The organism is Kitasatospora sp. UYEF31 (assembly GCF_057291755.1).
Map to the genome: position 1 here is coordinate 19,209 of NZ_JBXAWK010000004.1, position 26,652 is coordinate 45,860.

General features: G+C 69.6%; 19 protein-coding genes. 15 read left to right on the top strand and 4 right to left on the bottom strand.

Features of this window, described 5'->3' with window-relative positions; all coding sequences use genetic code 11:
- The first annotated feature begins 304 nt into the window (after window positions 1–304).
- Entirely contained in the window at window positions 305–1,204 is a 900-nt protein-coding gene (dapA, locus tag AC0Z36_RS02785) for a 4-hydroxy-tetrahydrodipicolinate synthase (RefSeq protein ID WP_485461019.1), read from the top strand.
- Window positions 1,205–1,527: 323 nt separating this feature from the next.
- Complete coding sequence (locus AC0Z36_RS02790) at window positions 1,528–3,216, top strand: ribonuclease J (RefSeq protein WP_485461020.1); 1,689 nt, start codon at window positions 1,528–1,530, stop codon at window positions 3,214–3,216.
- Between the two features lie 162 nt (window positions 3,217–3,378).
- Here AC0Z36_RS02790 and AC0Z36_RS02795 read toward each other — a convergent pair whose 3' ends face one another.
- Window positions 3,379–5,994 carry a SpoIIE family protein phosphatase gene (locus AC0Z36_RS02795; protein WP_485461021.1) on the bottom strand — a complete coding sequence of 872 codons (2,616 nt, stop codon included), beginning with the start codon at window positions 5,992–5,994 and terminating at the stop codon, window positions 3,379–3,381.
- A gap of 801 nt (window positions 5,995–6,795) precedes the next feature.
- On the opposite strand from AC0Z36_RS02795, the gene AC0Z36_RS02800 reads away from it, so the two are divergent.
- The 10 genes from AC0Z36_RS02800 (at window position 6,796) to AC0Z36_RS02845 (ending at window position 22,349) form a co-directional block, all read left to right on the top strand.
- The gene (locus AC0Z36_RS02800; RefSeq protein WP_485461175.1) at window positions 6,796–12,381 is read left to right on the top strand and encodes a HAMP domain-containing protein; all 5,586 of its coding nucleotides are present in this window, start codon (window positions 6,796–6,798) and stop codon (window positions 12,379–12,381) included.
- A gap of 421 nt (window positions 12,382–12,802) precedes the next feature.
- Window positions 12,803–13,522, top strand: a complete 720-nt coding sequence (locus tag AC0Z36_RS02805) for a response regulator (protein WP_485461022.1) — start codon at window positions 12,803–12,805, stop codon at window positions 13,520–13,522.
- 198 nt (window positions 13,523–13,720) lie between these two features.
- Entirely contained in the window at window positions 13,721–16,285 is a 2,565-nt protein-coding gene (locus AC0Z36_RS02810; protein ID WP_485461023.1) for a DNA translocase FtsK, read from the top strand.
- A 72-nt stretch (window positions 16,286–16,357) separates the two neighbouring features.
- A complete protein-coding gene (locus tag AC0Z36_RS02815; protein WP_485461024.1) occupies window positions 16,358–17,110 on the top strand; it encodes a helix-turn-helix domain-containing protein in 753 nt (250 codons plus the stop codon).
- Between the two features lie 75 nt (window positions 17,111–17,185).
- Window positions 17,186–18,643 carry a 30S ribosomal protein S12 methylthiotransferase RimO gene (gene rimO / locus AC0Z36_RS02820; RefSeq protein WP_485461025.1) on the top strand — a complete coding sequence of 486 codons (1,458 nt, stop codon included), beginning with the start codon at window positions 17,186–17,188 and terminating at the stop codon, window positions 18,641–18,643.
- A 272-nt stretch (window positions 18,644–18,915) separates the two neighbouring features.
- Window positions 18,916–19,641 carry a CDP-diacylglycerol--glycerol-3-phosphate 3-phosphatidyltransferase gene (gene pgsA, locus AC0Z36_RS02825; RefSeq protein ID WP_485461176.1) on the top strand — a complete coding sequence of 242 codons (726 nt, stop codon included), beginning with the start codon at window positions 18,916–18,918 and terminating at the stop codon, window positions 19,639–19,641.
- Window positions 19,638–20,924, top strand: coding sequence for a CinA family nicotinamide mononucleotide deamidase-related protein (locus AC0Z36_RS02830; RefSeq protein ID WP_485461026.1), 1,287 nt, complete (start codon window positions 19,638–19,640; stop codon window positions 20,922–20,924). The genes pgsA and AC0Z36_RS02830 overlap by 4 nt, the downstream gene beginning before the upstream one ends.
- A gap of 198 nt (window positions 20,925–21,122) precedes the next feature.
- On the top strand, window positions 21,123–21,536 hold the full coding sequence (locus AC0Z36_RS02835; RefSeq protein ID WP_485461027.1) for a helix-turn-helix domain-containing protein: 414 nt from the start codon (window positions 21,123–21,125) through the stop codon (window positions 21,534–21,536).
- 108 nt (window positions 21,537–21,644) lie between these two features.
- Window positions 21,645–21,821 carry a hypothetical protein gene (locus AC0Z36_RS02840; RefSeq protein WP_485461028.1) on the top strand — a complete coding sequence of 59 codons (177 nt, stop codon included), beginning with the start codon at window positions 21,645–21,647 and terminating at the stop codon, window positions 21,819–21,821.
- 54 nt (window positions 21,822–21,875) lie between these two features.
- Window positions 21,876–22,349, top strand: a complete 474-nt coding sequence (locus tag AC0Z36_RS02845) for a Dps family protein (RefSeq protein WP_485461029.1) — start codon at window positions 21,876–21,878, stop codon at window positions 22,347–22,349.
- A gap of 738 nt (window positions 22,350–23,087) precedes the next feature.
- Here the strand turns inward: AC0Z36_RS02845 and AC0Z36_RS02850 are convergent.
- The 3 genes from AC0Z36_RS02850 to AC0Z36_RS02860 all read right to left on the bottom strand — a co-directional run bounded on the left by AC0Z36_RS02850 (window position 23,088) and on the right by AC0Z36_RS02860 (window position 25,496).
- Window positions 23,088–23,390: a hypothetical protein gene (locus AC0Z36_RS02850; RefSeq protein ID WP_485461030.1), complete on the bottom strand. Its 303-nt coding sequence runs from the start codon at window positions 23,388–23,390 to the stop codon at window positions 23,088–23,090.
- Window positions 23,391–23,452: 62 nt separating this feature from the next.
- Window positions 23,453–24,694, bottom strand: coding sequence for a helix-turn-helix domain-containing protein (locus tag AC0Z36_RS02855; RefSeq protein WP_485461031.1), 1,242 nt, complete (start codon window positions 24,692–24,694; stop codon window positions 23,453–23,455).
- 91 nt (window positions 24,695–24,785) lie between these two features.
- On the bottom strand, window positions 24,786–25,496 hold the full coding sequence (locus AC0Z36_RS02860) for a GntR family transcriptional regulator (RefSeq protein WP_485461032.1): 711 nt from the start codon (window positions 25,494–25,496) through the stop codon (window positions 24,786–24,788).
- A 99-nt stretch (window positions 25,497–25,595) separates the two neighbouring features.
- On the opposite strand from AC0Z36_RS02860, the gene AC0Z36_RS02865 reads away from it, so the two are divergent.
- The 3 genes from AC0Z36_RS02865 to AC0Z36_RS02875 all read left to right on the top strand — a co-directional run bounded on the left by AC0Z36_RS02865 (window position 25,596) and on the right by AC0Z36_RS02875 (window position 26,512).
- Window positions 25,596–25,844, top strand: coding sequence for a hypothetical protein (locus AC0Z36_RS02865; RefSeq protein WP_485461033.1), 249 nt, complete (start codon window positions 25,596–25,598; stop codon window positions 25,842–25,844).
- Window positions 25,845–25,934: 90 nt separating this feature from the next.
- Complete coding sequence (locus AC0Z36_RS02870; protein WP_485461034.1) at window positions 25,935–26,264, top strand: hypothetical protein; 330 nt, start codon at window positions 25,935–25,937, stop codon at window positions 26,262–26,264.
- A complete protein-coding gene (locus AC0Z36_RS02875; protein ID WP_485461035.1) occupies window positions 26,261–26,512 on the top strand; it encodes a hypothetical protein in 252 nt (83 codons plus the stop codon). Before AC0Z36_RS02870 ends, AC0Z36_RS02875 begins: the two co-directional genes overlap by 4 nt.
- Window positions 26,513–26,652: the final 140 nt, after the last annotated feature.

A 26,652-nucleotide genomic window follows, 5' to 3' on the forward strand; every position in this document is an offset into this window, starting at 1 on the left:
AAAGGGTGATGTTCAGGGTTTTTCGTCCGAAATTGTAAATTTTGGATGACTTGTGCCGATACTTAGAGCAGACCCCAGCGCTGCTTGAACCCCCGAGCAAGTAGCGCTGGGGTCCTCTAATTTCCCGGCGTTCCGGAGCAGCGTCCAGTGCGGGTCCCGAAGTGGGACCCGCACCGGTTCCGCGGCCCCGTGCCGGGTGTCACGGGGCCGCGGACGCACCCTGTCCCGGTCCGACGGAGGCCATCCGGTGATCACCAGGCGGCCCTCCACGCCGCACCGGCGCAGTCCCCGGTACGGTTTGCGTATGGCTCCGACCTCTTCTCCCCGTACACCCTTCGGCAGGGTCCTGACCGCGATGGTGACTCCGTTCACCGCCGACGGCGCCCTCGACCTGGACGGTGTGCGGCGTCTCGCCGCCCATCTGGTCGACTCGGGCAACGACGGACTTGTCGTCAACGGCACCACCGGTGAGTCGCCCACGACCACCGACGCGGAGAAAGTCCAGGTCGTCCAGGCCGTTCTCGAGGCCGTCGGGGACCGCGCGCACGTGGTCGCGGGTGTCGGCACCAACGACACGCGCCACACCGTCGGGCTGGCCCGCCAGGCCGAGGCGGCGGGGGCCCACGGCCTCCTTGTGGTCACGCCGTACTACAACAAGCCGCCACAGGAAGGCCTGTACCGTCACTTCACGACAGTCGCGGACTCCACCGGCCTGCCGGTGATGCTGTACGACATCCCGGGTCGCAGTGCCGCACAGGTGGAGACCGAGACGCTGGTCCGGCTCGCCGGGCACCCGCGGATCGTCGCCAACAAAGACGCCAAGGGCGACCTGGGCGGCGCGAGCTGGGTCATGGCGCGCACCGGTCTGGCCTACTACAGCGGCGATGACATCCTGAACCTGCCGCTGCTGTCCGTCGGCGCGGTGGGTGTGGTCAGCGTGGTCGGGCACCTGGTGTCCGCCGAGCTGCGGGCCATGATCGACGCGTACACGTCGGGCGACGTGGTCAAGGCCCGGGAGATCCACCAGCGGCTGCTGCCGGTCTACACGGGGATCTTCCGCACCCAGGGCGTGATCCTCACCAAGGCCGCACTGAACCTCCAGGGTCACCCGGCCGGCCCCGTGCGCCTGCCGCTCGTGGACGCGACCGCGCAGGAGATCGCCGTACTCAGGCAGGATCTGGCCGCCGCCGGGGTACAGGTCTAATCAGCGCAGGTTCGAACCAGCACGGGGACCGCCAGCATGGAAACCAACCAGTACGGCAACCACCTGTGCGGGAACCAAACCAGTACCGGACCGACGAGTCGCAGGTCCACCCAGACAGTGCCCGGGAGACCACCGCCCGGGAGTAGTTGAAGCGCAGTAACAGAGCGACACTTGTCCAGTGCGCTCCGCCCAGGGGGGATCTGGACGGAACGTACCGGCGACACGCGGTCCGACCAAGGGTCCGCCGCCCCGTGCCGACAAGCACGGGGCCGGTGGGTCCGCAGACCGCACGGCGCCGCACACCACCACGCAAGGAGAACCTTTTGAGCCACCCGCATCCGGAACTCGGCGCACCGCCGGCGCTTCCCGCACACGGTCTTCGCGTCACGGCCCTCGGCGGCCTGGGCGAAATCGGCCGCAACATGACGGTCCTGGAACACAAGGGCCGGCTGCTGATCGTCGACTGTGGCGTCCTGTTCCCCGAGGAGGAGCAGCCGGGCATCGACCTGATCCTTCCCGACTTCACCTCGATCCGGGACCGCCTGGGCGACATCGAGGCGATCCTGCTCACGCACGGTCACGAGGACCACATCGGAGCGGTCCCGTACCTGCTCCGTGAGAAGGCCGACATCCCGCTGATCGGCTCCAAGCTGACACTGGCGCTCCTCGAGGCCAAGCTCCAGGAGCACCGCATCCGGCCCTACACCCTTGAGGTGAAGGAAGGCGACCGCGAGCAGCTCGGCCCGTTCAACGTCGAGTTCATCGCGGTCAACCACTCCATCCCGGACGCGCTGGCCCTGGCCATCCGCACCGACGCCGGTCTGCTGGTGCACACCGGCGACTTCAAGATGGACCAGCTGCCGCTCGACAAGCGCCTCACCGACCTGCCCGCGTTCGCGCGGCTGGGTGAGGAGGGCATCGACCTGCTGCTCTCTGACTCCACCAACGCTGAGGTCCCGGGCTTCATCCCGGCCGAGCGGGAGATCGCGGGCGTCCTCGACCGGGTCTTCGCCGACTCGGACCAGCGGATCATCGTCGCGTCGTTCGCGTCGCACGTGCACCGCATCCAGCAGGTCCTGGACACCGCGTACGCGTACGACCGGAAGGTGGCCTTCGTCGGCCGCTCGATGGTGCGCAACATGAAGGTGGCCGGCGACCTCGGCTACCTGAAGATCCCGGCCGGGCTGGTCGTCGACGTCAAGGCGCTCGACACCCTGCCGCCCGACCAGGTCGTCCTGGTGTGCACCGGTTCGCAGGGTGAGCCGATGGCCGCGCTGTCGCGCATGGCCAACCGCTCGCACCAGCAGATCCGGATCGTGGAGGGTGACACCGTCATCCTCGCCTCGTCGCTGATCCCGGGCAACGAGACCTCGATCTACCGGGTCATCAACGGTCTGACCCGCTGGGGTGCCAACGTCGTCCACAAGGGCAACGCCAAGGTGCACGTGTCGGGCCACGCTTCGGCCGGCGAGCTCCTGTACTTCTTCAACATCTGTAAGCCGCGCAACCTGATGCCCGTGCACGGAGAGTGGCGTCACCTGCGGGCCGCCTCCGACCTCGGCATCGCGACCGGCATTCCGAAGAACCGGATCGTCATCGCCGAGGACGGCGTCGTCGTCGACCTCATCGACGGCATCGCCCGGATCACCGGCAAGGTCCAGGCCGGCTACGTGTACGTCGACGGCCTGTCGGTCGGCGACATCACTGAGGCCTCGCTGAAGGACCGCCGGATCCTCGGTGAGGAGGGCTTCGTGTCGGTCTTCCTGGCGGTGGACTCCTCCACCGGCAAGACGGTCGGCCGCCCGACGATCACCGCGCGCGGCTCGGGTATCGACGACGCCAAGTTCGAGGACGTCATCCCGAAGATCGAGGAGATGCTGGCCCGGGCCGCCGCCGACGGCGTCGCCGAGCCGTACCAGCTCCAGCAGCAGGTCCGCCGGATCGTCGGTAAGTGGGTGTCGGACACCTACCGCCGCCGCCCGATGATCCTGCCGGTCGTCGTCGAGGTGTGACACCTCAGCGCGTGATCCGGTTCACGGACCGATAAGGATCCCGTACGCGAAAGCGCCGGGTGCCCCGTGCAGGGGCACCCGGCGCTTCTGTGTCCGGTCACCCGGTCAGCCGCTCACCGGATCGCGAGGTCAGCCGGTCACCCGGCGGGCGGGACACCCCCGTCAGTCGGCCACCCGCAGCACCAGGATCGCCATGTCGTCCCTCGCGGGCTCCGCGCAGAAGTTCTCCACCGCCCGGTGCACCCGGGACGCCACCGCGCCCGCGTTCAGGCCGGTGCAGCCCGCCAGGACTGACGCCAGGCCGTCCTCACCCAGCATCCTGGACCCCTCACGCCGTTCGGTGACCCCGTCGGTGACGCACAGCAGCACGTCGCCCGGGTCCAGGTCGACGATCTCGGAGACGAGGTCGACCTCGTCGAGCACTCCCAGGAGCGGCTGCGGTGTGGCCACCGGCTCCACAGTGCCGTCGGGGCGCAGGCGCAGCGGCAGCGGGTGCCCGGCCGAGACCAGGGTCAGCCGTACGCCGCCGCCCGCGCGCGGGGCTAGGTGGCCGTGCAGCAGCGTCAGGAAGCGACTGCGCGGGCCCTCCTCCAGGATGGCCGTGTTCAGCCGCGACAGGACCTCCGGGACCGACATGCCCTCGCGGGCCAGGAGCCGCAGCGCCTGCCGGGCCAGGCCGGTGACGGCGGCGGCCTCCGGCCCGGTGCCGCACACGTCGCCGATGGCGAAGCCCCACAGCTCGCCCGGGGTGATGGTGAACAGGTCGTAGAAGTCGCCGCCGACCTCGTTGCCCTCACCCGACGCCTGGTAGACCACGTCCACGTCCACGCCCGGCACGGTGGGCAGCTCCGGAGGCAGGAGGCTGCGCTGGAGCGCCTGGCTGCTGGCGTACTTCTCCGAGTACAGCCGGGCGTTGTCCATCGCCAGCGCGGCCCGCCTGGACAGGTCCTCGGCCAGCTCCAGCGTTTCGCGGCGGAACCGCTCCCCGGGCGGGTTTCCGAGGGTCAGCATGCCGATGTTGCGGCCCCGCGCCACCAGCGGCAGCGTGACGACCTCGCCCGCGGTGAGGTCCGCGCGGTGCCCGCCGTCGGCGCTGAAGCCGACGCCGGAGCCGGCACCCGCGTCGGCCCCGCCGATGGTCAGGCCGGGCCCCGTGCCGGTCTTCACGGCCAGGTTCCGCAGTCCGCTCCAGCGGCGCGCCCCGGGCGTGGGGTGGGTCCGCGGCAGTTCCGCGGCTTCCAGTAGCCCGCGCAGTTCGTCGATGCGCAGTTCGTCCGCGTGCCACACGCAGCCCAGGTGGGGTTCGTGCTGCTCGCCCAGGCTGTGTACAGCGCACCATTCGGCGAGCCTGGGCACCACGATCTGAGCGATCATCAGCAGCGTGCGCTCGGGGTCGAGGGTGCCGGCCAGCAGGTCGGAGGCTTCGGCGAGGAAGGACAGTGAGCCGCGGCGCAGCCGCTCCAACTCGGTGAGTCGGGCGCTCTCCACGGACAGTGAGACCCGGTCGGCGGCCCGCTGGAGCCGGGTGGCGTCGTTGTTGTTGAACCGTCCGGGGCGCATCGAGGCGACCCCGAGGGTCCCGGTGAGCCGGCCCTCGACCTTGAGCGGCACGGTCACCGCGGCGCGCAGTCCGGTGCCGCTGAGGAGCGGCACGGCGTCGGGGACGGGCTCCAGGTCCTCGTGGACGGCGGGCATCCTGGCTGAGCCGTAGCGCCCCACGCTGGTCTCCACGGGGACCCTGGCGAAGCGACTGTGGGTGGAGGGGAGGCCGGTGGTGGCCCGTACCTCCATCTCGCTCTCGTCGTCGGTGGCCAGGAGCAGGAAGGCCGCGTCGCCGTCGAGGATGTCGCGGGCGCGCTCCACAGCGCGCTGCAGCAGCTCTTCGAGCCCGAGGCGGCTTATGCCCTCCAGGCCGTCCCATTCGTGGTCCCCGTGCGGGTGCGCGGCGGCCATGGAGCCCCGGGACGGGGCGCGGTTCTCCAGGACCGCGCGGGCCTGTTCGGGGACGAGGAGGAGCACGAGGACGGGCTCGCCCGCGTTGTCGCGCAGCCGGACGTGGGAGGCGAACACCGGCAGTGCCCGGCCGTCGCTGTGGCAGATGTCGTAGGTGCCCTGCCAGCGTGACAGTTCGAGCATCTCGTCGAGGGTGAGCTCGATGCCGGGGGTCTGCGGCCAGCCGATCAGGTCGCCGAGGCGCAGCCCCGTGGCCTGGGGCACGGGGCTGCCGAACAGTGCGGCGGCGTCCAGGTTCCAGTAGGTGACCGTGCCCTGCGCGTCGGCGTGCACCACCGCGACCTGGACCGGCAGGACGGCCCCGGGCAGGTCGTTGGCGGGCAGCACGGGCCCGGCGAACGCGGTCGCTGAGGTGGCCCCGGGCAGGTCGAGCCGGAACCAGACCTGCTTGATGTGCTTGGTGTACTCGACACCCCACGCGGCGGCCAGCGAGGCCGACAGGAACAGGCCCCGCCCCGACTCGTCGTCGGTGTCGAACGCGGCGACGGGGGCGGGCAGTTCGCGGCTGGGGTAGTGGTCGGACACCTCCACCTGGACGCCGCCGCCATAGCGCAGGCACGTCACTTCGGTGGTGGTGCCGGCGTGCACGATGGCGTTGGTCACCAGTTCGCTGGCGAGCAGGACGGCGTCGTCGACCACGTCGCCGGCGTCCCAGTCGGACAGGGTCTGCCGGACGAACGAGCGGGCGGCCGCCACCGACCGCCCTTCGGGCGCGAAACTCGCACTCACCTTGGCGGTGACGACCATGCTGGTGTCAGAATCCATCGACCGTCCGTTGCCCTCCGCAGTTTTTCCGTACACCCGACGTGACCCGACGGGCCGGGTGAACCCTATCCGGTCGTCCGTCGCCCACGGCAGGCTTGCCCCGTGCGGCCCCTTGGAGAACCGCCCCGTGCCCTTTGTTTCCCGGCGGAGCCCCACCGGACCGGTCCCGGGGCAGGGCCGGAGTTCCGCCGGGCCGGAACGGGAGCAGGACCTGAGCAAGGCCCGAGCAAGGCCCGAGCAAGGCCAGAACAAGGCCCGAGCAAGGCCCGAGCAAGGCCCGAGCAAGGCCAGAACAAGGCCCGAGCAAGGCCAGAACAAGGCCAGAACAAGGCCCGAGCAGGGCCCGAGCAGGGCCCGGACCAAGCTATGGCCAAGTTCTGACCAGGCCAGGAGTGGAACCGCACCACCACCGGACCCGGGCCACCTCCCCGACGCTTTCCCGTCACTTCCCCACCACTTCCCTCCGGGGCGAACACGTGATCGGATGCGATCGGTTCCCCGGGACGGGTCTATGGGCCCACCGCAACGGTGAAACACTGTGTAGCTGAACCAGACGCAGAAGATGAAAGACGACCCGTCCCGGCCCCGTCGGCCCGGCAGGCCCCTCGAGGCAGTTCCGCGGAGGAATCACACATGGGAGACGCTTCCAAGCGCGAGGGGCGCGGCACGGTTGTCGCCGCCCGGACCAGGACGGCCCCCGCGCGGGGCCGGGCCGCGGGGCGCAGCCGTGAGGACGAGCGTGAGCTGCGCGAGCTGCTCCAGGCCCTGACCGCCGTCCGGGACGGCAACTTCCGGCGCCGGATGACGGTGGCCGGGGACGGCACCATGGCGCAGATCGCCGCGGTGTTCAACGACGTGGTCGACCGCAACCAGCACCTGTCCGGCGAGCTGGCCCGGGTGCGGCGGGTGGTGGGCCGTGAGGGCAAACTGATCGAACGCCTCGACCAGGGGCCGGGGGAGGGCGCCTGGGCGGCGAGCATCGACGCGGCCAACGCCCTGGTGGAGGATCTCGTACGGCCGACCGTCGAAGTCGGCCGGGTGCTCGCGTCGGTCGCCGAGGGCGACCTCTCCGAGCGGATGGACCTGCGCAACGACCGGGCGCCGCTGCGCGGCGAGTTCCTGCGCATGGGCCGTACGGTGAACGGCCTGGTCGACCAGCTCTCCGCGTTCGCCGACGAGGTCACCCGGGTGGCCCGCGAGGTAGGCACCGAAGGGAAGCTGGGCGGGCAGGCCCGGGTCCGCGGGGTCTCCGGCAGCTGGAAGGACCTGACCGAGTCGGTCAACACCATGGCTTCGCGGCTGACCGCGCAGGTGCGTGACATCGCGCTGGTGACGACCGCGGTGGCCAAGGGCGACCTGTCGAAGAAGGTCACCGTCGAGGTGGCCGGTGAGATGGCCGAGCTGAAGAACACCGTCAACACGATGGTGGACCAGCTGTCCGGCTTCGCCGGCGAAGTCACGCGGGTGGCCAGGGAAGTGGGCACGGAGGGCCGCCTGGGCGGGCAGGCCCGGGTCGAGGGCGTGTCGGGGACGTGGAAGGACCTGACCGACTCCGTCAACGTCATGGCCGGGAACCTGACCGCGCAGGTGCGCGACATCGCGCAGGTGACCACCGCGGTCGCGTACGGCGACCTCTCGCAGACCATCACCGTCTCCGCGCGCGGCGAGATGGCGCAGCTCGCCGAGACCATCAACTCGATGACGGGCACGCTGCGCACGTTCGCCTCCGAAGTCACCCGCGTCGCCCGTGAGGTCGGCTTCGACGGCCGTCTCGGCGGCCAGGCGCAGGTTCCGGGCGGTGCCGGGATCTGGAAGGACCTGACCGACTCGGTCAACACCGCGTTCTTCAACCTGACCGCGCAGGTGCGCGACATCGCGCAGGTGACCACCGCGGTCGCGCAGGGCGACCTCTCGCAGAAGATCACCGTCGAGGTGGCCGGCGAGATGCTCGAACTCAAGAGCACCGTCAACACGATGGTGGACCAGCTGTCCGGCTTCGCCGGGGAAGTCACCCGTGTCGCCCGGGAAGTGGGCAGTGAGGGCATCCTCGGCGGCCAGGCGCAGGTCCCGGGGGTCGCCGGAACGTGGAAGGACCTGACCGACTCGGTCAACTTCATGGCCGGGAACCTGACCGGCCAGGTCCGCAACATCGCCCAGGTGTCCACCGCCGTGGCGCGGGGTGACCTGTCGCAGAAGATCACGGTCGACGTCTCGGGCGAGATGCTCGAACTCAAGAACACCGTCAACACGATGGTGGACCAGTTGTCGGCCTTCGCCTCCGAAGTGACGCGGGTGGCCCGCGAGGTGGGCAGTGAGGGGCGGCTCGGCGGGCAGGCCCGGGTGGTCCCGGGTGTGGCCGGTGTGTGGCTGGACCTGACCGATTCGGTCAACTTCATGGCCGGGAACCTGACCGCGCAGGTCCGCAACATCGCCGAAGTCACCACCGCCGTGGCAAGGGGCGACCTCAGCAAGAAGATCGACGTCGACGCGCGCGGCGAGATCCTGGAGCTCAAGAGCACCGTCAACACGATGGTGGACCAGCTGTCGGCCTTCGCCGGCGAGGTCACCCGTGTCGCCCGCGAGGTGGGTACGGAAGGCCAGCTGGGCGGGCAGGCCCAGGTCCTGGGGGTCGCCGGTGTGTGGCGGGACCTCACCTACTCGGTGAACTCGATGGCCGGCAACCTGACCAACCAGGTGCGTTCCATCGCCCAGGTCGCCACCGCCGTCGCCAAGGGCGACCTGTCGCAGAAGATCACCGTCGACGCGCGGGGCGAGATCCTCGAACTCAAGAACACCATCAACACGATGGTCGACCAGCTGTCGGCGTTCGGTGACGAAGTGACCCGTGTCGCCCGCGAAGTGGGTACGGAGGGCCGCCTCGGCGGGCAGGCCGACGTCAAGGGAGTGTCCGGCACCTGGAAGGCGCTCACCGAATCGGTGAACTCCATGGCCAACAACCTGACCTTCCAGGTCCGCAACATCGCCGAGGTCACCACCGCGGTGGCGCGCGGCGACCTGTCGCAGAAGATCACCGTGGACGCCCGCGGCGAGATGCTGGAGCTGAAGGACACCGTCAACACGATGGTGGACCAGCTGTCGGCGTTCGGTGACGAGGTCACCCGTGTCGCCCGCGAGGTCGGTACGGAGGGCATGCTCGGCGGGCAGGCCCGGGTCCGGGGCGTGTCCGGCATCTGGAAGGCGCTGACCGACAACGTCAACGTCATGGCCAAGAACCTGACCAACCAGGTGCGGTCCATCGCCGAGGTGACCACGGCGGTCGCCGACGGCGACCTGTCCAAGAAGATCATCGTCGAGGCCAGCGGCGAGATGGCCGCGCTCGCCGGGACCATCAACACGATGGTCGACCAGCTGTCCGGGTTCGCCGACGAGGTCACCCGGGTCGCCCGCGAGGTCGGTACGGAAGGCATGCTCGGCGGCCAGGCCCACGTCACCGGGGTCTCGGGCACCTGGAAGGACCTCACTGACAACGTCAACTCGATGGCCAACAACCTGACTTCGCAGGTGCGGCAGATCGCCGAGGTCACCACCGCCGTGGCGCGCGGCGACCTCAGCAAGAAGATCGACGTCGACGCCCGGGGCGAGATCCTCGAACTCAAGACCACCATCAACACGATGGTCGACCAACTGTCCGCGTTCGCCGACCAGGTCACCCGGGTCGCCCGCGAGGTCGGTACGGAAGGCATGCTCGGCGGCCAGGCCGAGGTCGAAGGCGTCTCCGGGCGCTGGCAGCAGCTCACCGAATCGGTGAACGAACTCGCCGGCAACCTCACCCGCCAGGTGCGCGCCATCGCGCAGGTCGCCACCGCCGTGACGCTCGGCGACCTCACACCGAAGATCGACGTGGACGCCGCAGGCGAGCTCGCCGAGCTCAAGGACAACATCAACCAGATGATCGCCAACCTGCGCGAGACCACGCGGGCCAACCGCGAGCAGGACTGGCTCAAGACCAACCTCGCCCGCATCTCCGGCCTCATGCAGGGCCGCCGCGACCTGATGGCGGTCGCCGCGCTCATCATGAGCGAACTCACCCCGGTGGTCGACGCCCAGCACGGGGCCTTCTTCCTGGCCGAACTCACCCAGGAGGACGCGGTCGAGCTGCGCCTCATCGCGTCGTACGGATACCAGGACGGCGGCGGCGTCCCCACCCGCTTCCGGCTCGGCCAGTCGCTCGTCGGCCAGTCCGCGATGGAGAAGCGCTCGATCCTCGTCGAACAGGCCCCGCCCGGCTACATCAAGATCTCCTCGGGGCTCGGCGAGGCGCCCCCGGCGAACGTGGTCGTCCTCCCGGTCCTGTTCGAAGACCAGCTGCTCGGCGTACTCGAACTCGCGTCGTTCAGCCCCTTCACCCAGGTGCACCGCTACTTCCTTGAGCAGCTGATCGAACAGATCGGCGTCACGGTCAACACGATCATGGCGAACTCCCGGACGGAGATGCTGCTCGCCGAATCCCAGCGCCTCACCGAGGAACTCCAGGAGCGCAGCGAGGAACTCCAGCGCCAGCAGGGCGAACTGCGCCGCTCCAACGCCGAACTCGAGGACAAGGCCGAACTCCTCGCCCGGCAGAACCGCGACATCGAGATCAAGAACAGCGAGATCGAAGAGGCCCGCAAGGCCCTGGAGGAGCGCGCCGAACAACTCGCGCTCAGCTCCAAGTACAAGTCCGAGTTCCTCGCGAACATGTCGCACGAACTCCGTACGCCCCTCAACTCGCTGCTCATCCTGGCCAAACTCCTCGCCGAGAACATCGAGGGGAACCTGACCCGCAAGCAGGTGGAGTTCGCCGAGACCATCCACGCGGCCGGGTCCGACCTGCTCCAGCTGATCAACGACATCCTGGACCTGTCGAAGGTCGAAGCCGGGAAGATGGACGTCCGGCCCGCCAAGATCTCCCTGGCCCAGCTGATGGACTACGTGGACGCCACGTTCCGGCCGCTGACCGCCGAGAAGCGGCAGGACTTCACCACCCGGGTCGCCCCGAACGTCCCGGTCAACCTGCACACCGATGAGCAGCGGCTCCAGCAGGTCCTGCGCAACCTCCTGTCGAACGGCGTGAAGTTCACCGACCAGGGCGGCTCGGTGCGCGTGGAGGTCACGGTCACCGACGACATCCCCGTCACCGGCACCGAACTCGACCAGGCCACCAGCGCCCTGGCGTTCTCCGTCGCGGACACCGGCATCGGCATCGCCGAGGACAAACTCAAGGTCATCTTCGAGGCCTTCCAGCAGGCCGACGGCACGACGTCGCGCAAGTACGGCGGCACCGGGCTCGGACTGTCCATCAGCCGGGAGATCGCCCGGCTGCTCGGCGGCGAGATCCACGCGGAGAGCGAATTCGGCCGCGGCTCGGTCTTCACCCTCTACCTGCCGCTGGAAAGTGTCCTGCCGGAGGGCGACACCCCCCTGTTCGGCCTCCCGTCCGGACCCGCCCCGCTGGCCCTGCCCGCGCGGAGCAACCCGCCGATCGTGACGTCGACCGGCCCCCGCAGCGGCCAGCCGGTCTCCTTCGGCACACCGTCGAATAACGGCGAAAGCGGTACGGGAGGACCGCAGCGGCAGGCCGGACCCAAGCGGCGGGTCCTGGTCGTCGAGGAGCAAAGGCCCGACGGCGGCCCGCTGGCCACCGCGCTGACCGGGATCGACGAAGCGATCCAGGTGGGCAGCGCGGGCAGCGCCGCCGAAGCGATCACCGCACTCGCCGAGAGCCCGCCGGCCTGTCTGGTGGTGGACCTGCGGCTGCCCGGCGAGCAGGCCTGGACGGTCCTGGACACCGTCGCGGCCCGCGACGAACTGCGCAACCTGCCCGTGGTCGTGCACCTGCCGGCCAGGCCCACCCGCGGCGAGCACACCCGCCTGGGCACCTACCGGCACCGCATCCTGCTGCTGCAGCGGGTCTCCACACCCGACGCACTGGCCGGACACGTCATGACCGCGGCCCGGCCCACCCACACCGAGATCCGGCCCAAGTCGGCCGTGCGGCCCTTCGAAGGCAACTTCCACGGCGAGACGGTGCTGATCGTCGACGACGACGTACGCAACGTCTTCGCGCTCACCAGCGTCCTGGAGCAGTACGGACTCAGCGTGCTCTACGCCGAGAACGGCCGCGAAGGCATCGAGATGCTGCAGAGCCACGACGACATCAAGCTCGTCCTGATGGACATCATGATGCCCGAAATGGACGGATACGCCACGACCACCGCGATCCGCCGGATGCCGCAGTACGCCCAACTCCCCATCGTCGCGCTGACGGCCAAGGCCATGAAGGGCGACCAGGAGAAGGCCATCGCCTCCGGCGCGTCCGACTACGTCGCCAAGCCGGTGGACACCCACCACCTCCTGGGCCTGATCCGCACCTGGCTGGCCCGCTAGAAGGCCACTGAAAATCCAGACCGGGCTCGCGACGCCCGGCACGGCCCCGGCGACCGCGCCCGTCCCCGGAACGGGCGCGGTCCCGCTGCGATTTCCAGAAAAGTCACCCATGACACGTTGCGCCGGGAACCATCACTGCCCGTAGCACGTACCACAGGGTGGTGGAACGTCAGGGAGGCTCCCGCGCACACCTTGCGCACGCTAGGTTGGGTGCGGGGCCCTCGCAGTGACCTCCGGCGACCCACCTGGCGGGATCGCCTGACCGGTACCGCCCGGGCCCACTACGATGACCGGAAAACACTGAAGGACGAACCAGCGCGACCGCAGTCCCGAAGAGCAGTTACAAAGAAGAGACGACACGAACAGCAGCCGGCCGGGTCCGCCAACACCCGGGACAGCGCCGGACCGAAGAGGGTGGGCCATGACGGAGAAGGCCAAGATCCTCCTGGTCGATGACCGTCAGGAGAACCTGCTCGCCCTGGAGGCGATCCTCTCCGCGCTGGACCAGACACTGGTCCGCGCCACATCCGGAGAAGAAGCCCTCAAGGCGCTGCTCACCGACGAGTTCGCGGTGATCCTCCTTGACGTGCAGATGCCCGGGATGGACGGATTCGAGACCGCGGCGCACATCAAGCGCCGGGAGAAGACCCGGGACATCCCGATCATCTTCCTGACCGCGATCAACCACGGACCACACCACACCTTCCGCGGCTACGCCGCGGGTGCCGTCGACTACATCTCCAAGCCGTTCGACCCGTGGGTCCTGCGCGCCAAAGTGTCGGTGTTCGTCGACCTCTACAAGAAGAACTGCCTCCTGCGCGAACAGGCGGCCCTGCTGCGCACCCGCCTCGAAAGCGCGGGCGGCGGCGCCGGCAACGACGTCATCGCCGAACTGTCCGGCCGCCTGGCCGCAGTCGAAGAACAGGCCGAAGGCATGGCCAAACAGGTCGAGTCGACCGGCGACCAGGGCCTCACCGTCTCCGCCAACCAACTGCGCCGCCGCATCGGGCGGCTGCGCGCCGCACTCGACGCACTCCTCCCCGCACACGGCGGCCACGGCGGCCGCCCCGCCGAGGCAACCCGCGGCGACCACCCCGGCGAAGGCCCCGACACCGGGGACGACGACGCCGACGGCGGGTGAACCCGTACAGCCGGATGAAAACCCCGGACGGAGTCCGGGACCCGGCCCGGCCGGCTTCAGACACCGGGGCGGGGCGGTGACTGAAGTGGTTCGTGAGGTGCGAGCGAATCCGGCAGGGCGTGGCCCGGCCCGCTTTAAGCACAGAACACACCTCCGGTGTCGTGTGTGACGTCTGAGGTCAGCGGCTAACCTGCCCCCATGGCAACTCGCGCACCCGGTGGCGGTGCTCGGCCGCAACCGGCCGCGAAGAAGAAGGCCGCCCCGCGGCCCGCTCCCAACCCCGCCGCCAAGGCGGCGTCCCGGCCTGCGGCGAAGGCCGCACCCCGGAAGGCCGCGGTGAAGCGGGCCCCGAAAAGGGCCCCCGCCCCGCCCCCCAAGGGCCTGCTCGAGCGGCTCTTCGCGCTCGTCTACTCCCTGGTCAGGGGCATATGGACGGGCACTGCCCACGTCCTGGGCGGCCTGCTGCGCAACATCGGCGAAGACGCCCGCGACCTCGACCCGGAGCACCGTCGCGACGGCGTCGGCCTCGGCCTGCTCTTCCTGGCCACCCTCATCGCAGCCTGCGCCTGGGGCAACCTCGACGGCTGGATCGGCGAAATCGTCGGCACCGTCGTCACCGGCGCCGTGGGCCACCTCGACGTCCTGGTCCCGGTCCTGATCGCCGCGCTGGGCGTGCGCATCATGCGGCACCCCGACCAGGGACAGGACACCGGCCGGATCGCGGTCGGCAGCGCCGCCCTGCTGCTCGGCGTCCTCGGTGTCGTGCACATCGGCAGCGGCGCCCCGCGCCCCGCCGACGGCGCGGCCGCGATGCGTGACGCCGGCGGCTTCGTCGGCTGGGCCGTCTCCACGCCCCTGGTCGCGGCGGCGAGCGCGTTCGTCGCCGTCCCGCTGCTCCTCCTGCTGACGGCCTTCGGCGTCCTGGTCGTGACCGCCACCCCGGTCCGCGAGATCCGCAGCCGGTTCCGCGCGTACTTCGGCTTCCCGGCCGACGGGGTCCCCGCCGACGGCGACTACCCGGACTTCGACGGGCACGACGAAGACGAAGACGGAGACGACGCCGGGGAAGCCCCCCGGCTGCGCCGTAGCCCGCCCCGGCGCCGCCAGGGCGTGGCCGGCGAAGGCCAGGACGCGATCGACGCCGGGGCCCCCGGTGTCCAGCCCGCCGCCGCCCCGGGCCCGGTGCCCGCGGCCCGTACCCGCCCCCCGACGGTGACCGCGACGCCACCCGCGGCGACCGCGCCCCCGCAGCACACCCCCGCCCCGGCCCGCAGCGAACAACTGCGCCTGTCCGGCGACGTGACCTACCACCTGCCGGGCCCCGGGCTGCTGAAGGCGGGGCCCCCGGGCAAAGCGCGCAGCAAGGCCAACGACGTCGTCGTCGCCGCGCTCACCACGGTGTTCGAGCAGTTCAACGTGGACGCCGCGGTCACCGGCTTCACCCGCGGGCCGACGGTCACCCGCTACGTGGTCGAACTGGGCCCCGCGGTCAAGGTCGAACGCATCACCGCCCTGGCCAAGAACATCGCCTACGCGGTGGCGAGCGCGGACGTACGGATCATCAGCCCCATCCCGGGCAAGTCCGCGGTGGGCATCGAGATCCCCAACGTGGACCGGGAGATGGTCAACCTCGGCGACGTACTGCGCAGCGACGAGGCGGTCAGCGACGGCCATCCGCTCCTGGTCGCGCTCGGCAAGGACGTCGAGGGCGGGTTCGTCATGGCGAACCTGGCGAAGATGCCGCACCTGCTGGTGGCCGGTGCCACCGGCGCCGGGAAGTCGTCCTGCATCAACGGCCTGATCACTTCGGTGCTGGCCCGGGCCACGCCCGAGGAGGTGCGCCTGGTCCTGGTCGACCCGAAGCGGGTCGAGCTGACCGCGTACGAGGGCATTCCGCATCTGATCACACCGATCATCACGAACCCGAAGAAGGCCGCCGAAGCCCTGCAGTGGGTCGTCCGCGAGATGGACATGCGGTACGACGACCTGGCGAACTTCGGTTTCCGGCACGTGGACGACTTCAACGTCGCGGTGAAGTCGGGCAAACTCACCGCCCCGCCCGGCAGTGAGCGTGTGCTGGCTCCGTACCCGTACCTCCTGGTCATCGTCGACGAACTCGCGGACCTGATGATGGTGGCCCCGCGCGACGTCGAGGACTCGATCGTGCGCATCACACAGCTGGCCCGCGCGGCGGGCATCCACCTGGTGCTCGCCACCCAGCGCCCGTCGGTCGACGTGGTCACCGGCCTGATCAAGGCCAACGTGCCGTCCCGCCTGGCGTTCGCCACGTCCAGCCTCGCCGACTCACGGGTCATCCTCGACCAGCCGGGCGCGGAGAAGCTGATCGGCAAGGGCGACGCGCTGTTCCTGCCGATGGGCATGTCCAAGGCGGTCCGGATGCAGGGCGCGTTCGTCACCGAGGAGGAGCTCGAAGGCGTCGTGCGGCACTGCAAGGAGCAGCTCCAGCCGACGTACCGCGAGGACGTCGTGGTGGTGGGCGGGAAGAAGAAGGAGGTCGACGAGGACATCGGCGGCGACCTTGACCTGCTGTGCCAGGCGGCGGAGCTGGTCGTGTCCACCCAGTTCGGCTCGACCTCGATGCTCCAGCGCAAGCTGCGGGTGGGGTTCGCCAAGGCCGGGCGGCTGATGGACCTGATGGAGTCGCGGGGGATCGTGGGCCCGTCCGAGGGCTCCAAGGCGCGCGACGTGTTGATCAAGCCGGATGAAATCGATCAGATTGTGGCCACGTTGCGTGGCGGATGAGCATCCGAGGGTAGTGGCTGAATTAGTCTGACGAACGTCCCGCCCGCCTGACCCGTCGAAAGGCGTGCCTCCGTGACCATCGGCCAGACCATCGCCGAGGCCCGTGCCGGGGCCGGGCTCACTCTCGGACAGCTCTCCGAGACCACCCGCATCAGGCCCGCCGTGATCGAGGCGGTCGAACGCGACGACTTCGCGGCCTGCCACGGGGACGTCTACGCCCGCGGGCACATCCGTACCCTCGCCAAGGCCCTGGGCCTCGAAGCGGGGCCGCTGATGGCCGAGTTCACCGCCGACTACGGCACCCCGGCCGAAGACGCGCCCCGGGCCACCGACATCTTCGAATCCGACCGGATCAGAGCGCCCAGGTCAGGTCCGAACTGGCCGGTCGCCGCACTCGCGGCGACCGTCGTCATCGTGGTCTTCGCCCTGGTGCAGTTCATCGACGGCGGGGGCGGCGACCGGAAACAGAACGCCGCGGCGCCGAGCCCCGTTCCGTCCGCCGTCGCACCGGCCGCGGCCCCGCCGCCACCCCCGCCGGCCCCGGCACCCAAACCGGCCGGCGTGCAGGTCGTCGTGGAGACCGTCGACGGCAAGAGCTGGGTGCAGGCCGTCGACAGCAAGGGCAAGCAACTCTTCCAGGAGATCATCCCCAGCGGCGGCAAGCAGGAGTTCAACGACCCCGAGAAGATCAGACTGGTGGTCGGCGACGCCGGAGCGCTCCGCATCACGGTCAACGGCAAGGAATACGGTACGGCGGGCAAGGACGGCCGGGTCGCGCGCCTCACCGTGACCAAGGACGGGCCCGACGACGGCCGCGACGACTAGGCCGTGACCACCCAAGGACCCCCGGACACCTTCCCGGTTCCTGCGGGACGCCGACGCTGACGTACTCTTGCCACTATGTCCGCTCCTCGCTCTGTCGCCCTTGTCACGCTCGGTTGTGCCCGCAACGAGGTCGATTCCGAGGAGCTCGCCGGCCGGCTCGAAGCCGACGGCTTCGTGCTGACCGAAGACGCCGACGACGCCGACGTCGTGGTCGTCAACACCTGCGGCTTCGTCGAGTCCGCCAAGAAGGACTCCGTCGACACCCTGCTCGAAGCCGCCGACCACAAGTCGAACGGCAAGACCCAGGCCGTCGTCGCCGTCGGCTGCATGGCCGAACGCTACGGCGAGCAGCTGGCCGAGGCCCTGCCCGAAGCCGACGCGATCCTCGGCTTCGACGACTACCAGGACATCGCCGGACGCCTGCGCTCGATCCTCGCCGGCGACAAACACGTCCCGCACGTCCCCCGCGACCGCCGCAAACTCCTGCCGCTGTCCCCGGTCGAGCGCCAGAAGTCGGAAGTCGCCGTCCCCGGCCACGGCGGTGCCGCGGACCTGCCCGACGGTGTCGCGCCCGCCTCGGGCCCGAAGGTGCTCCGCCGCCGCCTGGACAACGCGCCGTACGCCTCGGTCAAACTCGCCTCCGGCTGCGACCGCCGCTGCTCGTTCTGCGCGATCCCGTCCTTCCGCGGCTCCTTCATCTCCCGCCGCCCCGCCGACCTGCTCTCCGAGGTGCGCTGGCTGGCCGGGCAGGGCGTCCGCGAGATCGTCCTGGTCTCCGAGAATTCGACGTCGTACGGAAAGGACCTGGGCGACATCCGGCTCCTGGAGACCCTCCTGCCCGCGCTGGCTGAGGTCGAGGGCATCGAACGGGTCCGGGTCAACTACCTCCAGCCCGCCGAGACCCGCCCCGGGCTCATCGACGTGCTCACCTCGACGCCGGGTGTACTCCCGTACTTCGACCTGTCCTTCCAGCACGCCTCCAACCCCGTCCTGCGCCGCATGCGCCGCTTCGGCGACCGCGAGTCCTTCACCGCGCTGCTCGCATCGGCCCGTGCCAAGGCCCCCGGGGCGGGCGCCCGCTCCAACTTCATCGTCGGATTCCCCGGTGAGACCGAGGAGGACGTCCTCGAACTCGAGCGCTTCCTCACCGAAGCCCGCCTCGACGCCATCGGTGTGTTCGGCTACTCCGACGAAGACGGCACCGAAGCCGCCACCTACGACGGCAAGCTCGACCAGGAAGTCGTCGACGCACGCCTGGACCGCGTCTCCCGCCTCGCCGAAGAACTCGTCTCGCAGCGCGCCGAGGAGCGGATCGGCAGCACGATCGACGTCCTCATCACGGAAGAACTCGAAGAAGGCGTCTACGAAGGCTGCGCCGGCCACCAGGCACCCGAGACCGACGGCTCCACCACGGTCACCGGCGAAGGACTGCGAGTAGGCGACATCGTCCGCGCCGGGGTCACCGGCTCCGAAGGCGCCGACCTGTACGCCGACCTCATCGAAGTCCTGCTCCCGGCGGCAGGTCCGCAGTGACGCGGACACCCCCGGACGCCGGGGACGACCGCACCGGCGGCACGTCAGGCGGCGAGTCCGCGGGCGGGCCCGGCGCGAAGGCGTCCAAGAAGCAGACGTCCAGGCAACTGCGCAAAGCCGTACGCACCCAGAGCGCCCGCTTCCAGCGCCCCACCGCCAAGGCCGCCCGCCGCCGCGACGCGCGCGCGGCCCGGCGCGCCGCCCAGGGCGACGGAGTCCGCCAGCGGCGCACCGAGACGATGCGCGCCGCGGCCCAGCGCAACACCGAAGCCATGCGCGCGGCGGCCACCCGCAACGCCGAAGCAGTCCGCGCCGCCGCGCAGAAACCGGCCGACCGCATCCGCGAGGCCGCGGCCAACCACCCGCCCAAGCCCGACGCCCTGGGCGACCCGTCCGGCACGGCCGGGATCTGGAACATCGCCAACATGCTGACCCTCTCCCGGGTCCTGCTCGTCCCGGTCTTCATCTGGCTGCTGTTCGCCGACGGCGGCCACGACCCCGTCTGGCGCGCCTGGGCCTGGGCCGCGTTCGCCGTCGCCAGCATCAGCGACCTGTTCGACGGCAAACTCGCCCGCAAGTACAACCTGGTCACCGACTTCGGCAAACTCGTCGACCCCATCGCGGACAAGGCCCTGATGGGCGCGGCCCTCATCGGCCTGTCCACCCTCGGCGACCTGCCCTGGTGGATCACCATCGTGATCCTCGCCCGGGAGATCGGCATCACCCTGCTCCGCTTCTGGGTGATCAGGCACGGCGTGATCCCGGCGAGCCGCGGCGGCAAGGCCAAAACGATGCTGCAGGGCCTGGCCATCGCCATGTACGTCCTGGTCATCACCGGCCCCCTGGCGACAGGCCGCGGCTGGGTCATGGCCTTGGCCGTTATCGCCACGGCCGTCACCGGACTCGACTACATTCGCCAGGCACTGGTGCTGCGCCGCACCAGCAGCCGGGCCCGTGCCGCCCGCCGCCGAGGACGTGAGGAAGAGGTCCCCGTATGACGCGGGTCGTGCCGTTGAAGGTCGAAATCATCTCCATCGGCGACGAACTGCTCATCGGGGACATCGTCAACACCAACGCTTCGGTCCTGGGCTCGCTCCTGACCACGGCGGGGCTGCGGGTCACCGGGGTCTCCACCGTCGGTGACGGGCTGGCCGACATGGCCGACGTCCTGCGCACGGCGGTCCGCCGGGCCGACGCGGTGATCGTCAGCGGCGGCCTCGGGCCGACCAGCGACGACCGCACCCGCGAGGCACTGGCCCAGGTCGCCGGCGTCGGACTGCACCGCGACCCCGCGCTCGAACAGTGGCTGCGCGACCGGTACACCGGCATGAACCGCGCGCTGACCGCGCTCGGCCTCCAGCAGGCCGACGTCCCCGCGGGCGGCCGGGCGCTGCCCAACGCCCGGGGCAGCGCCCCCGGCCTCGCCCTGGAGACCGCCGGGACCCTGGTCTACGCGGTCCCCGGAGTCCCGCACGAGATGCTCGCCATGGTCACCGGGCAGGTGCTGCCCGAACTGGTGGAGCGCGCCGGTTCGCCCGCCGCGCGGGTCCAGCGGGTGCTGCGCACTTCCTGTGTGGGCGAAGGTGTCATCTCCTCCTGCCTGGCACCGCTGGAGAAGGCACTCGCCGTCGACGGCCTGGTCGAGGTCGCCTACCTGGCGTCCCCGGGGGAGACCCGGGTCAAGCTCACCTCGACCCGTCCCGGCGGCGCGGCCGGCGTGGCCGCGGCCCTGGCCCAGGCCCGCGACCTGCTCGGCTACTGCGTGTACGGCGAGGACCCCGACCCGCTTGCCGCAGTGGTCAACCGGCTCCTGCGGGAGCGCGGCGCGACCGTGGCAGTGGCCGAGTCACTCACCGGCGGCCTGGTCGCCGAACAGCTGACGTCGGTGCCCGGCGCGTCACAGACCGTCCGCGGATCAGTTACCGCGTACGCCACCGACCTCAAAACGGAACTCCTGGGCGTCGACGCGGACCTGCTGGCCCGCGAGGGCGCCGTGCACCCGGACGTGGCGCTTCAGATGGCCGAAGGTGTGCGGCGAAGACTGGGGGGTACGTTCGGCATCGCCACCACGGGGGTGGCCGGACCCGACCCGCAGGACGGCCGTCCGGTCGGCACGGTGCACATCGCCGTCGCCGGGCCCGGCGGCACGGTGGTCTCCTCGCCCGTCCTGTCGGGCGACCGGGACCGGATCCGCGGGCTCACCGCCGTACGGGCCCTGGACCTCCTGCGGCGCTCGGTCCTCGGGCTGCCGGTCGGCCACGCCAGGGAATGTACGGGGTGATCCGGGGGTTGCAGCACGCATTGTCAGTTTCAAAGGGGACGCCTCGCCCGTACCCCCGTCCGGCACAGTTGTCTCGCATTAAGCCATGAGTGAATACATGAATGAACTGGATGTCCGACCGGGTACGCCCAAGCTACGGGCCAGGTACGGTGGGGCTGTATCGCACTACAGAGCCGTGGCCCTAGGAGGGAGCGACCGATGATCCTGCTCCGTCGCCTACTAGGTGACGTGCTGCGTCGGCAGCGCCAGCACCAGGGCCGCACGCTACGCGAGGTGTCCTCGTCAGCACGCGTGTCCCTGGGCTATCTGTCGGAGGTCGAACGCGGCCAGAAGGAAGCGTCCTCCGAACTGCTGTCGGCGATCTGCGACGCTTTGGACGTACGAATGTCCGTACTGCTGCGGGAGGTCAGTGACGAACTCGTCCTGGCCGAACTCGCCGCAGACAACGACCTGGCGCCGGTGGAGCCCTCACGGGCCGACCTGAGCCGGCTGGGGCGCATCGTCCTGGAATCCGTTCCCAAGAGCGGCGAGAGGACCCTCCCGGGCCCCACTCCGTCGGGCAGCGGACCGGTCAACGCCACCAACTCGGTGGCCGTGGTGGTCGCGGCCTGACAGCCCCGGCACCCGTACGACCCGGCCCGTCGCGGTCTGCTCCGGCAGACGGCGGCGGGCCTTCGCCGTGTCCGGGTGTGGTGCCTCCTGTGGTGGCCGGTTCCGGCCGTGCTGTCGCCGGTCGCGCTGTCGCCGGCTGTGCTGTCGCCGGTCGCGCTGTCGCCGGCTGTGCTGATCCCGGCTGTGCTGTCGCCGGCCGCGCCGTCGCGGATCACCGGCGGGTCGCGCGCATCAACGGAAATCTTTCGGGCATCCGCACGGTTGTACCGGACGACGGAATCGTGATCATGAGACCGCGCGTTCCGCACACCACCAACGACAGCAGGAGGAAGCCGCATCATGCCTATCGTCAAGAGCCCCCTGGACGACGACGCCCGCAAGATCACTGGTGAGGCCCTGCAGGGAGCGCTTGTCGACCTGATCGACCTGTCGCTCATCGCCAAGCAGGCGCACTGGAACGTCGTCGGCCGCCGTTTCCGCACCGTCCACCTCCAGCTGGACGAGGTCGTCACAGCCACCCGCGGCTTCTCCGACCTGGTCGCCGAGCGGGCCTCCGCGATCGGCGTCAACCCGGACGGCCGCGCGGCCACCGTCGCCGCCGTCAGCGGCGTGCCGCAGCCCGAGGCCGGCTGGCTCAAGGACGACGCGGTCATCGAGCACTTCGTGAAGGCGTACGGCGCGGTCATCGGGCGCATGCGCGAGCGGATCGCGGCGACCGAGTCCGCGGACGCGGTCAGTCAGGACCTCTTCATCTCCATCTCCGCGGACCTGGAGAAGATGGCTTGGATGTTCCAGGCGGAGAACCAGAGCTGAGGTCGACGCGATATTGATGCCCTGACCTGGGAAGGCGGGTGTTGAGGTGTGTTGATCGGCATAGGTCAGTCTTCCGGTTTCTTACGGAAGGAATCCGGAATCTCTGGAACCGACCGGAAGGATTCCGGAAGATGACCAAGCCTTCTGAGCGTGATTGACACCTCGCAGGAGCAAGCGAACGCAGCAGTGGCCGCGCCTGACCAACGGGGCGCGGCCACTGCTGCGTTCGGAGGGGCGGTTCCACCGTTAGAGGGATCCGCCCCGGGCCGACCACGCGGCGGGTGGGGGTGGTGTCGCGTGGCCGACGGCTAAGGGGAGCGGCAAGATTTCAATGAAGCTCGGGTCGGCGCCCCTGTGGCCAGCCCCGGGGGCTGCGGCCGGTCGCGTTCAAGCCGCGTGGAGTAGTCCGCTCCTGGCAGCCTGCACAGAGCCATACGGCACCGTTGACGACTCGCGTAGCACCAGATAATGGCATCGTAGGAGAGGCTGCCTCAGCGGGCGAAGCGCGCTTGCGCCAGGGGCCGACGACGGTGCCACCAGCGACGGTCCCCGGCGCGCTCTTGGGTCCTCGTGACTGTGTCAACGATCTGATATCCCATCAAGCACATGCACGACACACCACTCGATCGGATGTACGCACAGGACGCCGAGAGGACTCGGCACCCGCCCCGAATCTCAGCATGTGGATCCGCCGCCCGGGACTAGAGCGCGGACGGAGGCAGAGCATGGGGCCGCGGCTCACCTCTGCACGGGGCGGCGGCGTGCGGTGTCCTCCGAGCAGAGAGCAGCAACCTGCTCCTCGAGACGACACGCCTGGACACTGTCGATCAGGTGACGTACCACCGCGAGAGCCTGATCAACGGTGAGATCCCCTTCGTAGGTGAGATGGATCGGCTGGTCCCGCCTGCCCGTACGGGCGATGACTGGCATGGCGGTTGCCGCGATCGGCCTCTCACGTGTCGTGCCGCCATCTGGCGTCAGGCCGGCCTGAACGCGAACATCGTGCTGGCGCATCGTGGTTTCCCTACGGTCGTCGTCCATGTCGTACGACGACGGTAGGAGCGGCACTCGGGAAGGACCGTACAAAATGTACGGTCACGAAATTAGGCGGTCAGCAGACCAATCTTCGAGGCGGTCTTAGCGGCACGCTCGCGACGCACAGCCTGCGGTGAATCAAGTTCCTCCAACAGGATTCGGCGGGCGTAGCCGTTGTAGGCGACGGTCTCCGGTGCCACCTCGTAGGCTGCGTCCAGCGTGGCCACTGCGGCCTCCGGTTGGCCGTCGAGGTAGAACGCGCGAGCCTGCTCAACCTTGTGGCGGGCCCGGCGGGGCCTCGACGGGATCACCACGGCCTCAGAGGCGTTTGCCTGCCGCACCGACTCACCACCTTGGTGCAACTCAACCGCCACTGTTACAGCATGCGCCGCCATGATCGCCCGGGAGAAGGACGTCATCGGGTGAAAATAGGCTTCCGGGAGCCGCTTTGCCACACGGTCAGCCTCGTCCCAATACCGCCACGCCGTGCCGATCTCGCCCCGGCGAGCAGCGGTATACCCAGCCTCGAACGTCAGCGCACCCGACATGGCGAGGACCTCGGTCGGCGCGTCTGAGAGCCGCGGCTTAAGGTGCCGCAGTGCGCCCAGATTGACGGCGTCTGCGGCCTCCCAGTCGCCGGAGTCGCGATGGGCCTGTGCTGTCAGCCATGCTGCGACGCCGATTGCGTGGTCGTCAGCGGACTCCTGCGCGGCCACCATGCCCCGCTCGGCTACACGCCACAGCAGATCACCTGCGGGTTGGTAGGCGACGAAGAACTGACTGAGGCTGTACACCTCGGATAGGGCTGCCTGAGCTGCTCGACGGTCGGCTGTCGATTCTGCGTGGTGCACGGCCAACTGGGCATCTTCTATCAGCCTGGGCAGAAGAGCCCCCACCACGTCGCGGTGATTCTTCGCGGTGTGCCGCGCTGCCCATGCCTGAGCGAGTCGGGCACGCAAGTGAGCTGTTGAAGGGGCCTCACGATCGGCGATGAAAGGGAAGGCGTTTACGGCTGTGCGGACAGCTGGTAGCCGGTGGTGACCGGGGCCGGTGAACAGATGTATCTCCAGAGATTGGTCACCGGTGAGTTCTGCAAGGTCGCGGACGCGAAGCGCCTCGGCAATGCGCAGGAGGATGGCGAGTTTCGGCACACCAAGGCGGCCGTGCTCCAGAGCTTGAACCCACGATGCGCTCTTGCCGCCCGTGAGGCCACCTAGGGTCTCCTGTGTCATTCCGCGCCGCACCCGCGCAACCTTCAGTCTCTGCCCAAAGCCGAGTTCGTCGCTCAGGGGTGAGTTAGCATCAGACATATTGGCCCCGCCCTCTTCTGTCCAGCTCGCACTGACAGCGTAGGGGCGGGGTCGTTTCCGTGCACGGGATCGAGCAGGATGTGGGCAGTGCCTACGGAACCGGCGTTTCGAACTCGATCTCCCAGCGGGCCGCGACGACGACGATGTCCGCCGTCTCCACCGGTCCAACACCCACCGCCATGTGCGTGCGCTGAATGACCTGCACCCCGACGCCGGGTGCAATCTCCAGGCGTCGCGCCTCATCGACCGTAGCCGGGCGACACAGGGCCCTGTACGTGATGTTGGTGACTCTGATGCCGATCCTCGCCATGCGCGCCATGACACCGATACCCCGATGATCCGACACCTCTGGCATGGCGACGACGTCATGCCCAGTGAGGGCCATGGGTTCGGAGGATGTCACGATGCGGACCGGGCGCCGCTCCTCGTTCTTGTAGACGTACAGCGTCCGCACGGTTGGGGCACCCGACTGGATGTTCAGCCGGTCGGCGACGTCGTCTGACGCGCCTACCGTTTCAGATTTCGCCCAGACCTTGCCGGTTGGCAGACCCGGTGTCAGGTCGAGTACGAGCCGCGGTTTCGTCAGCGGGACCCGAGCCCGTCTGTACCGCGGCATCTCCACAACACCTTCGCCAGCGAGCAGAGCCAGTGCCTGCCCCGCTACGTACGGACTCGTGTCGTATTCCGCAGCGAGTTCTGTGCGATTCGGAAGTTCCTCGCCCGGTTTCAGGGTGCCTGCGTCGATCCTGCATCGCAGGTCATCGGCGATTTTCTCGTATCGGCCCGAACCTCGTTCCGGCATGACGCCCCCTCAGGTCTAGCCAACTTGGTGCACGCGGTAGCCATCGGGGTCTATTGTTTAGCTAACTCTCTAAAGTTAGCTAACTTGAGGTGAGGGTACATGGAGCTTGCACCGAGTCGCCGCGCGGCCATCATGCGCGCCGAACTCGAGGACGCCACCGGTGCTCGCATCCTGGTCGACACCCTGCCTGACGGCCGCGAACGTCTCCAGTTGCGACTGAGCGGCGAGACCGCGCCAGCCGCCTGGCTCAGCATGTGGGCCGTCGTCCTCAAGTGGAACCCGCTAGTCGCCGTCACCACTGACGAGCTTGACGAAGCGGAGATCGTGCTCGACATACGCCCGACCTGACCATTCGGGGCGGCTGCGACGCCCCGCCACCCGCCCCGGCCGGCCCGCGAACCCGGCCCACGGCACCACCCGAGAAAGAAGCCACCCCACATGTCCAACAACATCGTCCCGAACGGCCACACCGTCATCGTCCAACCCTCCGAAGACCTGGAGCGGCCGGTCACCCTGCGGTTCGGACCGCACCAGGCCGAAGACGGCAGCCTCCTCGACGGCGTCTACACCGACGAACGCCTCACCCGCCGCCAGGCCCTAGCGCTGCTCAACGACCTCGAGGCTCTCCTCACAGGCACCGTGACCGGCGGCGCCGGACCACTGCCGCCCTACCGGCCGGTCGACCACAGCATCCACAGCCACGCGCCCGCACGCGAGCCCCAGGCCACACTCACCGGCATGTCCAACCAGAGGACACCACGGCCGTGAGCACCGACACCGACGACATCGTCGAAATCGTCCCCACCGACGGCGGTATCGGCATCGTCGTCCGCTCCCTGGACGCAAAACCCTGCCGCACCTGCCGCCGCCGCAGCACCGGAGTCATCGTCGGACACCACAAGGCCGCCGGAATCGTCCGCCGCATCCTCGCCGCGATGGACCCCGGCGTGCGGGCCGAACTCCTGGCCGACCTGGCCCGGGTGCAGTCGAAGCCACTGCACACCGCGCACCGCTGACCCCCGCAGCTCCGCCCCCGGCGCATGCCCACCAAAGGCGCCGGGGGCGGACCCATGCCCAGGCAGTGGCGACATAGCCCGACCCCGGACATGACGAAGGCGCCCCGCCCTCCTGAAGGAGAACGGGGCTGCTTCACTTC

Coding starts and splice junctions, on each gene's coding strand:
- dapA (WP_485461019.1), top strand. CDS start 305: ATGGCTCCGACCTCTTCTCCCCGTACACCCTTCGGCAGGGTCCTGACC.
- AC0Z36_RS02795 (WP_485461021.1), bottom strand. CDS start 5,994: ATGGATTCTGACACCAGCATGGTCGTCACCGCCAAGGTGAGTGCGAGT.
- AC0Z36_RS02800 (WP_485461175.1), top strand. CDS start 6,796: ATGACGGTGGCCGGGGACGGCACCATGGCGCAGATCGCCGCGGTGTTC.
- AC0Z36_RS02805 (WP_485461022.1), top strand. CDS start 12,803: ATGACGGAGAAGGCCAAGATCCTCCTGGTCGATGACCGTCAGGAGAAC.
- AC0Z36_RS02810 (WP_485461023.1), top strand. CDS start 13,721: ATGGCAACTCGCGCACCCGGTGGCGGTGCTCGGCCGCAACCGGCCGCG.
- rimO (WP_485461025.1), top strand. CDS start 17,186: ATGTCCGCTCCTCGCTCTGTCGCCCTTGTCACGCTCGGTTGTGCCCGC.
- pgsA (WP_485461176.1), top strand. CDS start 18,916: ATGCGCGCGGCGGCCACCCGCAACGCCGAAGCAGTCCGCGCCGCCGCG.
- AC0Z36_RS02830 (WP_485461026.1), top strand. CDS start 19,638: ATGACGCGGGTCGTGCCGTTGAAGGTCGAAATCATCTCCATCGGCGAC.
- AC0Z36_RS02835 (WP_485461027.1), top strand. CDS start 21,123: ATGATCCTGCTCCGTCGCCTACTAGGTGACGTGCTGCGTCGGCAGCGC.
- AC0Z36_RS02845 (WP_485461029.1), top strand. CDS start 21,876: ATGCCTATCGTCAAGAGCCCCCTGGACGACGACGCCCGCAAGATCACT.
- AC0Z36_RS02850 (WP_485461030.1), bottom strand. CDS start 23,390: ATGGACGACGACCGTAGGGAAACCACGATGCGCCAGCACGATGTTCGC.
- AC0Z36_RS02855 (WP_485461031.1), bottom strand. CDS start 24,694: ATGTCTGATGCTAACTCACCCCTGAGCGACGAACTCGGCTTTGGGCAG.
- AC0Z36_RS02860 (WP_485461032.1), bottom strand. CDS start 25,496: ATGCCGGAACGAGGTTCGGGCCGATACGAGAAAATCGCCGATGACCTG.
- AC0Z36_RS02865 (WP_485461033.1), top strand. CDS start 25,596: ATGGAGCTTGCACCGAGTCGCCGCGCGGCCATCATGCGCGCCGAACTC.
- AC0Z36_RS02870 (WP_485461034.1), top strand. CDS start 25,935: ATGTCCAACAACATCGTCCCGAACGGCCACACCGTCATCGTCCAACCC.